General features: G+C 71.3%; 14 protein-coding genes. 5 read left to right on the top strand and 9 right to left on the bottom strand.

The window, feature by feature from the left end; genetic code table 11:
- Window positions 1-147 precede the first annotated feature (147 nt).
- Window positions 148-756 carry a TetR/AcrR family transcriptional regulator gene (locus ACZ3I3_RS12940; protein WP_467364506.1) on the top strand — a complete coding sequence of 203 codons (609 nt, stop codon included), beginning with the start codon at window positions 148-150 and terminating at the stop codon, window positions 754-756.
- 7 nt (window positions 757-763) lie between these two features.
- Here ACZ3I3_RS12940 and ACZ3I3_RS12945 read toward each other — a convergent pair whose 3' ends face one another.
- The 4 genes from ACZ3I3_RS12945 to ACZ3I3_RS12960 all read right to left on the bottom strand — a co-directional run bounded on the left by ACZ3I3_RS12945 (window position 764) and on the right by ACZ3I3_RS12960 (window position 4,394).
- On the bottom strand, window positions 764-1,087 hold the full coding sequence (locus tag ACZ3I3_RS12945; protein WP_467364507.1) for a DMT family transporter: 324 nt from the start codon (window positions 1,085-1,087) through the stop codon (window positions 764-766).
- A gap of 146 nt (window positions 1,088-1,233) precedes the next feature.
- Entirely contained in the window at window positions 1,234-2,244 is a 1,011-nt protein-coding gene (rsgA, locus tag ACZ3I3_RS12950; protein ID WP_467364508.1) for a ribosome small subunit-dependent GTPase A, read from the bottom strand.
- A 17-nt stretch (window positions 2,245-2,261) separates the two neighbouring features.
- A complete protein-coding gene (gene aroA, locus ACZ3I3_RS12955) occupies window positions 2,262-3,578 on the bottom strand; it encodes a 3-phosphoshikimate 1-carboxyvinyltransferase (RefSeq protein WP_467364509.1) in 1,317 nt (438 codons plus the stop codon).
- 93 nt (window positions 3,579-3,671) lie between these two features.
- Window positions 3,672-4,394 carry a M50 family metallopeptidase gene (locus ACZ3I3_RS12960; RefSeq protein WP_467364510.1) on the bottom strand — a complete coding sequence of 241 codons (723 nt, stop codon included), beginning with the start codon at window positions 4,392-4,394 and terminating at the stop codon, window positions 3,672-3,674.
- A 251-nt stretch (window positions 4,395-4,645) separates the two neighbouring features.
- On the opposite strand from ACZ3I3_RS12960, the gene ACZ3I3_RS12965 reads away from it, so the two are divergent.
- Window positions 4,646-5,323: a TetR/AcrR family transcriptional regulator gene (locus ACZ3I3_RS12965; RefSeq protein ID WP_467364511.1), complete on the top strand. Its 678-nt coding sequence runs from the start codon at window positions 4,646-4,648 to the stop codon at window positions 5,321-5,323.
- Between the two features lie 198 nt (window positions 5,324-5,521).
- Here ACZ3I3_RS12965 and ACZ3I3_RS12970 read toward each other — a convergent pair whose 3' ends face one another.
- The 5 genes from ACZ3I3_RS12970 to ACZ3I3_RS12990 all read right to left on the bottom strand — a co-directional run bounded on the left by ACZ3I3_RS12970 (window position 5,522) and on the right by ACZ3I3_RS12990 (window position 9,230).
- Window positions 5,522-5,650: a BBE domain-containing protein gene (locus ACZ3I3_RS12970; RefSeq protein WP_467364512.1), complete on the bottom strand. Its 129-nt coding sequence runs from the start codon at window positions 5,648-5,650 to the stop codon at window positions 5,522-5,524.
- Between the two features lie 325 nt (window positions 5,651-5,975).
- The gene (locus tag ACZ3I3_RS12975) at window positions 5,976-6,917 is read right to left on the bottom strand and encodes a class I SAM-dependent methyltransferase (RefSeq protein ID WP_467364555.1); all 942 of its coding nucleotides are present in this window, start codon (window positions 6,915-6,917) and stop codon (window positions 5,976-5,978) included.
- Window positions 6,884-7,054: a hypothetical protein gene (locus ACZ3I3_RS12980; protein ID WP_467364513.1), complete on the bottom strand. Its 171-nt coding sequence runs from the start codon at window positions 7,052-7,054 to the stop codon at window positions 6,884-6,886. The genes ACZ3I3_RS12975 and ACZ3I3_RS12980 overlap by 34 nt, the downstream gene beginning before the upstream one ends.
- A gap of 27 nt (window positions 7,055-7,081) precedes the next feature.
- Window positions 7,082-8,161 carry an alkene reductase gene (locus ACZ3I3_RS12985; RefSeq protein ID WP_467364514.1) on the bottom strand — a complete coding sequence of 360 codons (1,080 nt, stop codon included), beginning with the start codon at window positions 8,159-8,161 and terminating at the stop codon, window positions 7,082-7,084.
- Between the two features lie 298 nt (window positions 8,162-8,459).
- Complete coding sequence (locus ACZ3I3_RS12990) at window positions 8,460-9,230, bottom strand: DsbA family oxidoreductase (RefSeq protein ID WP_467364515.1); 771 nt, start codon at window positions 9,228-9,230, stop codon at window positions 8,460-8,462.
- A 593-nt stretch (window positions 9,231-9,823) separates the two neighbouring features.
- Here ACZ3I3_RS12990 and ACZ3I3_RS12995 point away from each other — a divergent pair.
- The 3 genes from ACZ3I3_RS12995 (at window position 9,824) to ACZ3I3_RS13005 (ending at window position 12,857) form a co-directional block, all read left to right on the top strand.
- Window positions 9,824-10,471 (top strand): ScbR family autoregulator-binding transcription factor, encoded by a 648-nt coding sequence (locus tag ACZ3I3_RS12995; RefSeq protein WP_467364516.1) that lies wholly within the window; start codon window positions 9,824-9,826, stop codon window positions 10,469-10,471.
- A gap of 511 nt (window positions 10,472-10,982) precedes the next feature.
- Window positions 10,983-11,288, top strand: coding sequence for an AMP-binding enzyme (locus tag ACZ3I3_RS13000; RefSeq protein WP_467364556.1), 306 nt, complete (start codon window positions 10,983-10,985; stop codon window positions 11,286-11,288).
- Window positions 11,289-11,384: 96 nt separating this feature from the next.
- Window positions 11,385-12,857, top strand: a complete 1,473-nt coding sequence (locus ACZ3I3_RS13005; protein ID WP_467364517.1) for an MFS transporter — start codon at window positions 11,385-11,387, stop codon at window positions 12,855-12,857.
- Window positions 12,858-13,023: the final 166 nt, after the last annotated feature.

Raw genomic sequence — 13,023 nt, forward strand, 5'->3', positions numbered from 1 at the left:
GCCCCTAGCGGCACGACTGCCGCAGGTGGGTGGGTCGCGGCCGCGCAGGTCGGCTCAAAGGCGCCCCCGTGTGCGCCCGCGGGCCCTTGACAGTGGTTGCGGGCGCGTCAAATCTGGGCGCAGAGCCGCTCGCCCCAAGGGGAGGCGATGATGCCTGCAGCGCGGGAATCTCTACTGGACGCCGCCTACGCGGCGCTGGCGCGTCGGCCGTGGTCCGCCGTGCGGATGGTGGACGTGGCCGCGGCTGCGGGAGTGTCCCGGCAGACGCTGTACAACGAGTTCGGCAGCAAGGACGGGCTCGCCCGTGCGCTCGTGAGGCGCGAGGCCGACGGGTACCTCGCCGGGGTGGACCGCGCGCTCACCGGGCACAGCGACCCGCGTGAGCGGCTCACCGCCACCGCCGAATGGGTCACGTCGGCGGCCCGGGAGAACGCCCTCGTCCGTGCCATGCTCACCGGCTGCTGGAGCGAACGCCTGCCGTCCCCGGCCCTGTCGGCCGTGCGCTCCACCTCCGCCGTACCGGCCCAGCGCCGTGCCGACGGCCCGCTGCCCTCGCCCGGCGACTTCGTCGCCCTCGTCCGCGACCGTGCCGTCACCGCGCTGGCGGGACCCGGCACACCCAAGTCCGACACCGCCGACCTGGTCCGCTCCTGTGAACTCGCCGTCCGGCTCGCCCTGTCCTACGTGGCGGCGCCCCCGGGCGAGGGCGGCGTCGCCGAGCTCGTCCGCAGCGCACTTCAGCGGCAGGCCGGATGACGGGACGTCAGTGCGCCGAGCCCGACAACTGAAGCCCGATCACGCCGATGATGACGAGGCTGATCGACACGATCTTCAGCGTCGACACCAGGTCGCCCAGGAACACCATGCCGTAGATCGCCGTGCCCGCCGCGCCGATGCCGGTCCACACGGCGTAGGCGGGGCCCACGTCGAGTTTCTTCAGCGCCAGGGTCAGAAGACCGAAGCTGCCGAGGGCGAAGATGCAGAACGCGACCGTCGGCCAGAGCCGGGTGAAACCGTGGGACAACTTCAGGCACACGGCGAAGCCGGTCTCCAGCAACCCCGCCACAATGACCAGCAGCCACGCCATGAGTCGTTCCTCCCGTATCCCACGTTCAGCGACCGCTTAGTCAGTTCGAGCATTTCGCCAGATTCTTCGGCGTCTGGTCGGTCTTGCATCCGGCTTGGTGCGATTATGCACTTACCGTCCGCACGCCATGACAAACAACGCGGAGGTCAGTCGCCTTCCTTGCGCTCCCGCGTGGCCAGCAGCCGCCGCAGCGAGTACAGCCGCGCCGGATCCGCGTGCCCCTCGGCCACCCACGCGTCCAGCGCGCAGTCGGGCTCGTCGTGGCTGCAGGCGCGCGGGCACCCCTCGGTGCCCGGTTCCAGGTCGGGGAAGGCGTGGATGACCTGGGACGGGTCCACGTGGTGCAGGCCGAAGGACCGCAGGCCCGGCGTGTCGATCACCCAGCCGTCACTGCCCGACAGCGGCAGCGCCAGCGCCGAGGTGGTGGTGTGGCGTCCGCGGCCCGTCACCGCGTTCACATGCCCGGTCGTACGCCGCTGATCTTCCGGCACCAGCGAGTTGACCAGGGTGGTCTTGCCGACCCCGGAGTGGCCGACGAACGCGGTGATCTTGCCGTCGAGCTGCTCGCGCACGCGGGCGAGGGCGGTTCCGTTCTGCAGTTCCTCGCGGCTGGTGACGACGTGGGGGATGTCGAGGTGGCCGTACAGCTCCAGCAGCTCGTCGGGCGGGGCGAGGTCCGACTTGGTCAGGACCAGCAGCGGGTCCAGGCCGCCGGCGTAGGCCGCGACCAGACAGCGGTCGATCAGCCGCGGGCGGGGCTCCGGGTCGGCCAGGGCGGTGACGACGGCCAGCTGGTCGGCGTTGGCGACGACCACACGCTCGTACGGGTCGTCGTCGTCCGCCGTGCGGCGGAGCACGGATGTGCGCTCCTGGATGCGGACGATCCTCGCGAGCGAGTCCTTCTTGCCCGACAGGTCGCCCACGAGGGCCACCCGGTCTCCGACCACGGCCGCCTTGCGGCCCAGCTCGCGGGCCTTCATCGCCATGACCACGCGGTCCTCGACCAGGCAGGTCAGGCGGCCCCGGTCGACGGTGAGGACGAGGCCCTCGGCGGCGTCCTCGTGCTTGGGCCGGATGTTCGTCCGGGGCCGGGTGTTCCGGCGGCCGGGACGGGTGCGGATGTCGTCCTCGTCGGTGTGCTTGCCGTAGCGGCGCATGACCTGATCCCCGCGTCCTACGCCTCGAGCATCCCGGTCCACAGGTCGGGGAAGTCGGGCAGGGTCTTGGCCGTCGTCGCCACGTTCTCGATCTGCACGCCCTCCACCGCGAGGCCGATGATCGCGCCGGCCGTGGCCATGCGGTGGTCGTCGTACGTGTGGAAGATCCCGCCGTGCAGCCGGCGGGGGCGGATGTGCAGGCCGTCGGCGGTCTCCGTGACGTCACCGCCGAGTTCGTTGATCTCCTTGGTCAGCGCGGCCAGGCGGTCCGTCTCGTGCAGCCGCAGGTGCGCCACGCCGCGCAGGGTCGACGGGGAGTCCGCGAGGGCCGCGACCGCCGCGACGCCCGGCGTCAGCTCGCCGACCTCGCTCAGGTCGACGTCGATGCCGTGCACCGAGCCGGAGCCGCTGAACACGAGCCCGAACTCGGTCAGTTCGCAGGAACCGCCCATCTCGGTGAAGATCTCGCGCAGCCGGTCACCGGGCTGGGTGGTGCGGGCCGGCCAGTCCGGGATGACGACCTTGCCGCCGGTCACCAGCGCCGCCGCCAGGAACGGCTGGGCGTTGGACAGGTCCGGCTCGATGACCAGGTCCCGGCCGAGCAGGGCGCCCGGCGTGACCCGCCAGACGTTCGGCTCGCCGCCCGACTCGGGCGTGTCCACCTGGGCGCCGACCGCGCGCAGCATGTCGACGGTCATGCGGATGTGCGGCATGGAGGGCAGCGTGGCGCCGGTGTGGCGGACCTCGACGCCCTGGTTGAAGCGGGGGCCGGACAGCAGCAGGGCGCTCACGAACTGCGACGAGGAGGACGCGTCGATCTCCACCGGACCGCCGTCCAGGGCGCCGCTGCCCTGCACGGTCAACGGCAGCGCGCCACGGCCGTCGTCGTCGATCCGGGCACCGAGCAGACGCAGCGCGTCGATGACTCCGTTCAGGGGACGCTCGTAGGAGCGGGGATCGCCGTCGAAGCGGACGGGACCGTCGGCGAGCGCGGCGACCGGCGGCAGGAACCGCATCACCGTGCCGGCGTTGCCGACGTCGACCGTGGCCGGGCCGCGCAGGCCCGTGGGGAGTACCCGCCAGGCCTCGCCCGTGCCGTCCGGGCCCACGCCCTCCTCGATCTCGATGCCCATGGCGCGCAGTGCGCCGGCCATCAGCAGGGTGTCGCGGGAGCGCAGGGGGCGGCGCAGCCAGCCCGGTTCGGAGGCGAGGGAGGCGAGGACCAGGGCGCGGTTCGTGACCGACTTGGACCCGGGCACGTGGACCGTCGCGTCGACGGCTCCGCTCGCGTGCGGGGCGGGCCAAAGGGCGGTGTCTGCGGTGTTCGGGGCCATGGCTTCACTTTATAAGGAGGCGGTGGCTCGGGTGCGGCGCCGTGGGGGCCGGTCGCGCCATGCGGCCCGGCCTCGGGCTCCGCGAGGCGAGCGTCACATCTCCAGGAGCCACCTGCCCCCGCCGATCAGCGAGCACAGCGACACCGCGTGGAAGAGGAACAGCCACAACCCCGCCGGTACATGCGTCAGCCGCGACAGCTGGTCCGCGTCCGAGTCGCCCGCCCCGCCGCGCGACCGCTTGGCCTGGAGCTCGAACGCCGGACGCACCCCGCCGACCAGCAGGAACCACACGACCACGTACGCGAACGCCGCCTGGACCTGTGGGCCGGCCAGCCAGGACACCAGGACGAACAGGCCGCCGGTGACGATCATGGTGAGGGCACCGTACGCGTTGCGGATCATCACGAGCATGGCCAGCAGCAGGGCCGTGGCCAGCCACAGCAGCAGCGTGATGCGGCCGGCGCCCAGCAGGGCCGCGCCGCCGAGGCCCAGCAGGGGAGGGGCCGTGTAGCCGGAGGCCGCGGTGAGGATCATGCCGATGCCGTACGGCTTGCCGCGGCTGACGGTCAGGCCGCTGGTGTCCGAGTGCAGACGTATGCCGGTGAGGGTGCGGCCGCTGAGCAGGGCCACGAGCCCGTGGCCGCCCTCGTGGGCGATGGTGATGGCGTTGCGGGAGATGCGCCACAGGCCGTGCGGGATCACCACGGCGAGCGCGGCCCCCAGGGTCGCGAGCACGACCCACAGGTCGGGGTCGGGCTGGGTGCCGGAGACCTCGTCCCAGAGGGAGGCGAGCGAGGCGGTTGCGGTGCTGTCCATGTGCGGCGGTGGCTCCCTGTGGTCGGCTGGAATCCGGCAGTGTGGCACGTCCGTGCGGACGGTATGTGAGACGCGGACGTGGCAGCGATCGTTCCTCTCGGAGAAGGCGCAGGTCACAGGGGTGGAGCGGCCGTCCGCACGCGGGGTGACCGGGGCGGCCGCGGCGCCGCCGGCCGGCTCGGTGTCAGGCGATGCCCCACGGTCTCGCCACGCGGCACCCGAGATCGGGGCCTTCAATAAGGTGAGGTTCCATGACACGTTCCTTACCGGGGCCGCCCTGCGCCCCCGAACCAGCCGTTCTCCGTGACCCTACGGCCACCGACGCGCTTCTCGGCGGCGCGTGCTCGGCCGACCGACGGGAGTCGGTACGCGCCGACGCCGTCCGCAACAGGGCCAAGCTCCTCCAGGCCGCTTCCGAGCTGGTGGCCGAGGGCGGAGTGGGCGCCCTGACCATGGAGGCGGTCGCCACCCGGGCGCAGGTCGGCAAAGGCACCGTCTTCCGCCGTTTCGGCAACCGCTCCGGCCTGATCATGGCGCTGCTCGAAGAGAGAGAAGAGACCTTCCAGCGGTCGTTCCGCGAAGGCCCGCCGCCGCTCGGTCCCGGCGCGCCCGCCGTCGAGCGGATCGAAGCCCTGGGGCTTGCCGCCTTCGACCATTGGGACAGCCACGGGGAGCTGTACCTGGCCGCGCAGCCTGACCCCCTGCTGTGCCACGGTGCGTCCCCGCAGCAGTTCAAGCGCGAACAGCTCCTCGCGCTGCTCGACGAGGCCGTCCCCGGCGCCGACACGGAACTGCTCGCCGAAACGCTTCTCAGCTATCTCGACGTCGCGCTGTACTCGTACCTGGTCCACCACCGCGGTCTCTCGCCGGAACGGGTGGGGGCCGGCTGGCGGAATCTCGTCGCTCGCCTGGTCGCGCCCGCGGTCTGAGACCGGCAGGTTCCGGACGAGGCCGGTGAAGGCGGCGGCGACCGCTGCTCCACAGGCATCCGGGGCCGATGAACAGGAGCAGCGATCCCGTAGCAGCAGCGGCCGCTGCCGGTCGGCCCGCAGTGCGGCAGCGCCACCGGTGGTCGCGGACTCGTGATCAAGCAGCCCGCTGCGGCTGCGGCGGCTCTGTCTCGACGATCATCGGGCGTGCGGGAAGGTGAAGAAGCGGTGCGGGTCGTACTTCCGCTTGATCTCGCTCAGCCGTGTCAGGTTGGTGCCGCAGCAGGCGTGCGCGTAGTCGGTGAGCTCGATGTCGGGGAAGTGCACGTAGGTGCGCCGTTGGAGTACGGGTCGATGGCAGCGTGCAGGAGGTTGAGCCGGTTCTCGACGGCCGCATTCTCTCGGCGGGCGGGACGGCCGAGCCCAGACTGACCGTGGTCGCGGTGCGGCCATGCCCGGCGCCGACTGCGGGGAGGTTGGCGTTCTTGCCCAGGCCGAGCATGCTGACGACCCAGTTTCTGCCGCGGCGGCCCGGTCTCGGGCTTGCTGCGGCCGTGTGGCAGGCGTCGACCGGTTTGCCCTCGCATGGCCTCTGCACCGGGGCGTACGGCCGGGCGACCGCGCCCCGCGCGGCTGCCCGGCCCGAGGGCTGTCAGAGGATCGAGCGCAGCAGCGCCGTGACCGCGCGCGACGTCTCGGCGGCTTCCTCGCCACCGGCCTCCAGCACCGGCAGCAGGTCGGCGAGCAGCGCTGCCAGCCGGCCGTCGTTCTCCCTGAGGAAGGCTTCCGAGCCCTCCCAGAACACGCTCCGTACGATCGCCGGGGTGAGGTCCCCGTCGCCCGGTGCGGAGATCAGCAGCTGCCGGCTGAGGACCCGCTCGAGTGTGACGGGGGACCAGCGGCCCGCGGCAAGGTCGTCGGCGAGTGTCCCGGCCGCCCTGCGCACCTCGGCAGCGGACTGCGACCGGCCGGCCGGGGCCGGCCCCTGCGCGGGGCGGGTGCCGATGAGGAAGCCCGGGACCGGGTTGGCGCGGTAGTTGTCCCAGAAGGAGTCCCCGAACCGTGCCACGGACTCGGCCGGCACCTCCGGCACCTGCCAGCTGTACGACTCGAAGCCGGCCGCGGCCAGGCACTGGGCGAACGCCTCGCGGCTCCAGCGCGAGGTGGTGATGGTCGACGTCTCCGTGCCGATCAGGTCGGTGACGAGGATGCCCCGGTCATCGGCCGGAGTCTCGGAGACCACGCGCAGCCCGTAGTCGTCCCACTTCGGCCCGGACGGATCGAAGTCCGGCCAGACGGCGACGGCCACGAACCTGCCGCCCGGCACCAGGTTGTCGTGGATGCCGCGCAGCATCGCCGTCAACTCGTCCTTGGTGGTGGCGTAGTTGAGCAGCCAGACGGCGCTCACCAGGTCGAAGGCGCCGAGTCGGGGAAGACGGGCGGCGTCGCCCACGTGATAGGTGATGCCCTGCGGCTGCTCCTGCTCCGACTTGCGCGCCAGTTCCACCATGACGGGCGACCGGTCGACGCCCACCACCTCGGCGGCTCCGGCGGCCTTGATCAGCCGGCTGTAGTGGCCGTGTCCGCAGGCCAGGTCGAGGACCCGGCACCGGTGAGGTCGCCCAGGTGCTTCAGCACGTTGTACTGCTCGAGACCGGCCAGCGGGGCCGTGTCCTTGAAGTCGGAGTACCGGTCGCCGATCTCGGCGTACTGGTCGTCCTGCTCGGTCATGATGGCGAACTCCCTGTGTACGGGCCGTCAGACGACTGCGGGGCGGTGGACGGCGTAGTCGGTGTAGCCCTCGGCATCCCCGTCGTGGAACGTGTCCGGGTCCGGCTCGGTGAGCGGAGCGCCGACGCGGATCCGCTCGGGCAGGTCGGGGTTGGCGGCGAAGTACCGCGCGAAGCTGACCGCGTCGGCGCGCCCGGAGTCGAGCACGTCACGGGCGGTGTCGGGGTCCGTGGGGTCGTCGCCGGTGAACGGGCTGCTGATGATCACACCGGTCCAGCGTTCCCGCAGCAGTCGCGGCAGCGCCTGGTTAGGGCCCTCCACCACGTGCAGATAGGCGAGGTTCTCGGGCTCCAGCGCCTTCGCGAGCAAGCCGTAGGTGAGCGCGGGATCGTGCTCGGCCGTGTCGTTGTACCCGGTGCCCGGGGAGATCCGCAGACCCGTCCGGTCCGCACCGATCACACCGGCCACCGCACGGACGGCCTCGACCGCGAACCTGACCCGGCCGGCTGCGTCGCCGCCGTAGGCGTCGTCGCGCAGGTTGGTGCCCTCCGAGAGGAACTGATGGATCAGATACCCGTTGCCGCCCTGCAGTTCGACGCCGTCGAAGCCCGCGGCGACCGCCGCCTTGGCGGCCGCCGCGAAGTCGGTGAGGGTTTCGGAGACCTCCGCGACCTCCATCGCGCGCGGCCGCACCGTCGGCACCAGTCCTTTCGCGGTACGGGCTTCGCTCTGCGCGGTCACGGCCGACGCTGCCACCGGCTGCACGCCCTCCGGCAACAGGTCGGGATGGGCGATGCGCCCGTGGTGGGTCAGTTGCGCCACGATGCGGCCGCCCGCCCGGTGCACCGCGTCGGTCACCCGCGACCAGCCTTCGATCTGGGCCCGGGTGTGCAGCCCGGGCTGACCGACCGGCCCATGCCCGGCGGCACTCACGCGAACCCCCTCGGTGATGATCAGACCGGCGGAGGCACGCTGGGCGTAGTACTCGGCCATCAGCGGGCCGGGCACGCCGTCGGCACCCGCTCGGTTGCGCGTCATGGGCGCCATGACCACACGATTGGGCAGCGACAGAGCACCTGCGGAGAGTGGGCCGAACAGAGAAGACATGGGATCTCCGGGGGAGTGGAACGATGGATCGGACAGGGCTGTCGGAGAACGGCGGGTCGTCGGTGGTCAGAGCGTGGTCGACGGGGACCGTGCGGCCCCGTGTGTCGGACGGGGTCGGTCGAGAGGCCGGCTTCGGTGAGCGGGGTTGCGGCACGGGGTGCACCGCGGTGTGTCCGGCCGCGGCGGTCGACGGCAGGCGGGACCCAGCAGTGGCACTCAGCCCTGCCGGGCTCCGGCCGTGGAGGCCAGGGCGCCGGTGAGGTCCTGGCTCAGCCCCGTCAGGGACGGGAAGCGGACCTCAGTTGGCCCCGCACACGCCTGACTGCTCGACCGGCTTGCCGAGAGTGCGGTCGCCGCGTCCGATGAACTCGGGAATGTCGCCGTCGACTGCCCCGACTGCCCCGACTGCCCCGACTGCCCCGACGGCGGCGCACCACGCCGGGCCTGCCTTTCGGGACCGCGTGTCCGCGGTCCGATCGGCTGCCGCCTGGGGAAAATCCACGCTCGCCCGCGACGTCGCGGACGCGGCTACCAGCTTCGCCAGTTGGGCGTCGTTGGGGACGCCCTCTATCCGGTAACCGCCGCACATCACGGTCGGCGTCATCTGGACCGTCGGTGACTGGGTGACCGCCGCGCGGTGCCGTTCGGCGTAGTGTGCCGAGGTGGCGGCGGAGCGAAAACGTTCCGGATCGAGGCCGGCCCTGTGGGCCGCCACCCCGAGTACCTGTGGCTCACCGATTTCCGCACGCTGCACGAAGTAGGCGTGGAAGACCTGATCGCTGTAGGCCTCCGCGAGGCCTTGGTCCAGCGCGTACTGATAGCCCTGAAGGGCGAGCCGGGCGGAGGTCGGCCGAGGTGGCACCGCGTTCACCCGCACGCCCAGCCGTTCGGCCAGTGGCCGCACGCTGCGGTGCCAGGCCTGCGTGAACCAGACGGGATCCAAGGCCTCGTCCCCGCTGTCGGCGGGATGCCACCGGACCCGTGTCCCGGAGTTCGCGAGCGTCGCGCTCAGGAGGTGCCGGGTCAGCATGCTGAGCGGAGAGCTGTAGTCGAACCAGGCGTCGATCATCGCAAGGAGTCCCCCCATCTGTGCCAAGCGTTCATGCGCACGCGAGTTGCCCCCTCGCTCGCGGCATGTCGCGCCCTGGCGCTCTCGGACAGTGACACGTCATCGCAGGGTGTCGGGTCCGTCGCACATGTGGGACAGGGAGACGCGCGAAGACCGCCGATGTCGCCTCTGAGAGAGCACATTCCCCGACCCGCAAGAACGCGCCCATAAAAACATACCTACTCAGCGGTTTTCAATCGCTCTCGGCTGAAGCCTCAAAGTCGCAGGTCGCATGGTTCGCTCACCCGTGACTCCTGTGTCTCAAATGGGCCTATTAGGGGTGTACGCGTCCAGGTGTCGGGCTGTCCGGGAGGGTTGTAACCTCGTAAAAATACCGTGAGGCCTCTTTTGGGCTGCCGGGCCTCAGGGTGCAGGGGTCATACTCGGTTCGATCGACCGTTCGGGACAAGCCGTCGGATGCTGCACCGTTCCCGCCCAGGTGCCCTTTCGTGCCCTTTCGTGTTTCGGCGTGGACGGAGCCAGCGGTTCTGCGGTGCGGCGCTGGTAACATACTGGTGTGCCGGTTTTTCTCTCAAGGTTGGGGCGCAAAGCGGATGGCGATCCAGGAACGTGCGATTCGCACCCGTCGGAAGATCCTGGAAGCCGCGGCCACGGTCTTTGAACAACAGGGCTACCAAGCCGCGACGATCACCGAGATCCTCACCCTGGTCGGCCTCACCAAGGGGTCGCTCTACTTTCACTTCAAGTCCAAGGAAGAGCTCGCCCAGGCCATCCTGGACGCACAGACCGACATCGCCGTGCCGTCGCATCGCATCAAGCTCCAGGAGCTGGCCGACAGCGGCCTGCTGCTCGCCCGCCTCCTGCAGACCGACCCCCTGGTCCGGGCCGGGGTCCACCTCACGCTCCAGCAGCACGCCGTGCAGCTGAACCACCACCTGTCCTTCCACACCTGGAGCCGGCAGAACCGGCAGGTGCTGCAACTGGCCCAGGAACGGGGCGAGGTCCTGCCCCACGTCGACATCGACGAGGTGGGACAGCTCCTGGTCGGAGCCTTCGCCGGGATACAGGCCATGTCCCATGCCGTGAGCGACTACAGCGACCTTCCGCAGCGCGTCAGCGTGCTGCTCCGCCATGTCTTCCCGAGCATCGCCACGCCCTCGGTCCTGGGCCAGCTCGAACTCGGCCCCGACCGCAGCGCACGGCTGGCCGAAGGACGCCGGGGCGCCGACGGCCCGGCCTGATCGCTGCGCGTCCGGACCTGCGGCCGCGGTGACGGCCGCCCTCCCGAGAACTCCATGACCCGCGCCCCGGGCGAAGCCCGAGCCGGCGGTCGCTGCTGCCTGCCCTTTCCTCCTCCTCGGAGGCGCCCCCCGTACCTCCTATGAGGCATGGACGGGTACCTCTCGACCCGCCTTATGGTTTCAGCGATCTTGCGGCGTGTCCGGTCCTCTGCGACGCGCTGCCGGCCGTCTTCGGCGTCGGGGGAGGCATACGTTCCTATGCGAAGCGAATGGGTCTCGCAGCCCAAAGCCGCACCAGCGCCACCCCTCCTGGACAGCGGTTCCCCGCCCACCGCCATCGTCGGTCACGGGCGGGCCGACAGGGAACTGCACCACCAGGCGGTCGAGAAACCGGGGCGCCTGCTGCTGAACGTCTACGGGCTCACGGAGGCGGGCGGTCCCGTCATCACCAGCCGCTCCGACGGCCCCGCCACGCCCTCGCGCCACCCCGGGGCCGGTCTACCCGGCCGAGATCGAGCGCGTCCTGCGGACGTCACCGAACGTCGCCGACGTCGCCGTGGTTGCCGCTCCCTCCGAGGCCTGGGGGCACACCCCCTGGGCGTTCGTGCAGCCGGCCGATCCGGAGGCCTACGACGAGCGGGAGCTCCTCGACCTGGCCGTGCGCGAACTCGCCAGCTACAAGCGGCCCAGCCGCTTCCTGACCGTCGAGCGCATTCCGCGCAACCCGGCGGGCAAGCTGCTGCGGCGTCAGCTGCGCGACCGGGCCGCGCAGATCCTCGCCGAGGACGAGGGGCGAAGGGCGGGGACGCCCGTGTAACAGCCCGACCACCCGCGGTCCCTCAGGGGCTTCCGCTCCGCACAGCTCTCCGCGAGCACTCCCGCTCCACGCACATTCGCTCCACGAGGAGAATCCATGTCCGAAAGGGTTACCTCCCCCACACCGGTGCCCTCACCGCCAACAGACGCGGCCAAGTCCGCGAGCCGTGCCGTGGCTCTCGTGCTGACCGCGGCCTTCATGGTGCTGGCCGACGTGTCCATCGTGAACACCGCCGCCCCCGCCATCCAGGACGACCTGGGCGCGAACCTCGCCGACATCCAGCTCGTCGTCGCCGGCTACCAGATCGGTTACGCGACGCTCCTCGTGACCGGCGGCAGGCTCGGCGACATCGCCGGACGCCGGGCGATGTTCATGACCGGCCTGCTCCTGTTCACCCTGAGCTCGCTGGCCTGCGGCCTCGCCCCCTCACCGGAGCTGCTGATCGGTGCGCGCATCGTGCAGGGGCTCAGCGCCGGGGTGCTGTACCCGCAGGTGATCGCCACGATCCAGACCGTACTGACACCGGAGCGGCGGCCGGGCGGATTCGCCGCGCTGGGCGCCGTGATCAGCATGGCCACGATCGTCGGGCCCACCCTCTCCGGTCTGCTGGTCGCTCTGGACATCGCGGGAACGAGCTGGCGTGCGGTGTTCCTGATCAACGTGCCGGTCGGGCTGGTCGCTCTGCTGCTCGCCCCGAAGCTGGTACCGGTCGCCCGCAACGCCGACGCCGGCCGGGTCAGCGTCTCGAGCATCGTCCTGCTCAGCGCGCTGCTCGTGGCGCTGATGACGCCGCTGACCGTGGGACAGGACCACGGCTGGCCGGCGTGGGCCTGGGTGCTCCTCGCCGCGACCGTGCCGCTGGGCTGGGCCTTCCTGGTCCAGCAGGGCCGGATCGCGGGCCGCGGGGGAACGCCCCTGCTGCCGCCGGAGCTGTGGCGGGACCGTGTCTTCCGGCTGGGCGTGACGCTGTACTTCGTCTTCTTCAGCGCCCTGTACTCGTTCTTCCTCTACTTCTCCTACCTGCTGCAGTACGGGATCGGGGAGTCCGCGCTGTACACGGGGCTGACCATGGTGACGTACTCCGTCGGCTCCTTCCTCACCTCGACCCGGTCCAAGGGCCTGATCGCGCGGCACGGAGGCCGCAGGGTCGCCCTGTACGGAGCGCTGGCGTCCGCCGCCGGCAGCGCCCTCATGATCATTCCGGTGCTGCTGGTCCACGACTGGACGCTGTCGCTGTGGATCATCCCGCCGCTGTTCGTCACGGGCTGCGGCCTCGGTCTCGTACTGGCGCCGCTGCTGTCGACCGTGCTGGCCGGCATCCGTTCCTCCCAGGCCGGGGCCGCCTCGGGGCTGCTGTCCACGGGCCAGCAGATCGGCGGTGCCGTCGGCATCGCGGTGATCGGCCTGGCCATGCTGGCCGCGGTCCCCGGGGACTCCCTGGAGGAGGCGACCACCGAGCAGCTCGCCAACGGCTTCTCGATCGGCCTGGTGGTCATGGTCGTCGTGTTCCTGGTGTCGGCCGGCCTGATCGCCAAGCTGCCCAAGCCCGAGCCGGCCAAGGCCGGATGAGCCCGTGAGCGCGGGGCCCCGCCGGAGCCGAGGACCTGGCGTGCGGGTGTGCGAGCTCGCAGGGGGACGGCTCGCCGTCTGCGTCCTCCCCTTCGGCGGGCCCCCGCTGAAGGCACCGGCGGGCAGCCGTGCGGAGGCCTTCCCCACCTGGCCCCGCGCCACCGAA

The organism is Streptomyces sp. NPDC016851 (genome assembly GCF_055562795.1).

Bases quoted from the DNA above. Each gene is read 5' to 3' on its own strand.
- ACZ3I3_RS12940 (WP_467364506.1), top strand. From the start codon at position 148: ATGATGCCTGCAGCGCGGGAATCTCTACTGGACGCCGCCTACGCGGCG.
- ACZ3I3_RS12945 (WP_467364507.1), bottom strand. From the start codon at position 1,087: ATGGCGTGGCTGCTGGTCATTGTGGCGGGGTTGCTGGAGACCGGCTTC.
- rsgA (WP_467364508.1), bottom strand. From the start codon at position 2,244: ATGCGCCGCTACGGCAAGCACACCGACGAGGACGACATCCGCACCCGT.
- aroA (WP_467364509.1), bottom strand. From the start codon at position 3,578: ATGGCCCCGAACACCGCAGACACCGCCCTTTGGCCCGCCCCGCACGCG.
- ACZ3I3_RS12960 (WP_467364510.1), bottom strand. From the start codon at position 4,394: ATGGACAGCACCGCAACCGCCTCGCTCGCCTCCCTCTGGGACGAGGTC.
- ACZ3I3_RS12965 (WP_467364511.1), top strand. From the start codon at position 4,646: ATGACACGTTCCTTACCGGGGCCGCCCTGCGCCCCCGAACCAGCCGTT.
- ACZ3I3_RS12980 (WP_467364513.1), bottom strand. From the start codon at position 7,054: ATGACCGAGCAGGACGACCAGTACGCCGAGATCGGCGACCGGTACTCC.
- ACZ3I3_RS12985 (WP_467364514.1), bottom strand. From the start codon at position 8,161: ATGTCTTCTCTGTTCGGCCCACTCTCCGCAGGTGCTCTGTCGCTGCCC.
- ACZ3I3_RS12990 (WP_467364515.1), bottom strand. From the start codon at position 9,230: ATGATCGACGCCTGGTTCGACTACAGCTCTCCGCTCAGCATGCTGACC.
- ACZ3I3_RS12995 (WP_467364516.1), top strand. From the start codon at position 9,824: ATGGCGATCCAGGAACGTGCGATTCGCACCCGTCGGAAGATCCTGGAA.
- ACZ3I3_RS13005 (WP_467364517.1), top strand. From the start codon at position 11,385: ATGTCCGAAAGGGTTACCTCCCCCACACCGGTGCCCTCACCGCCAACA.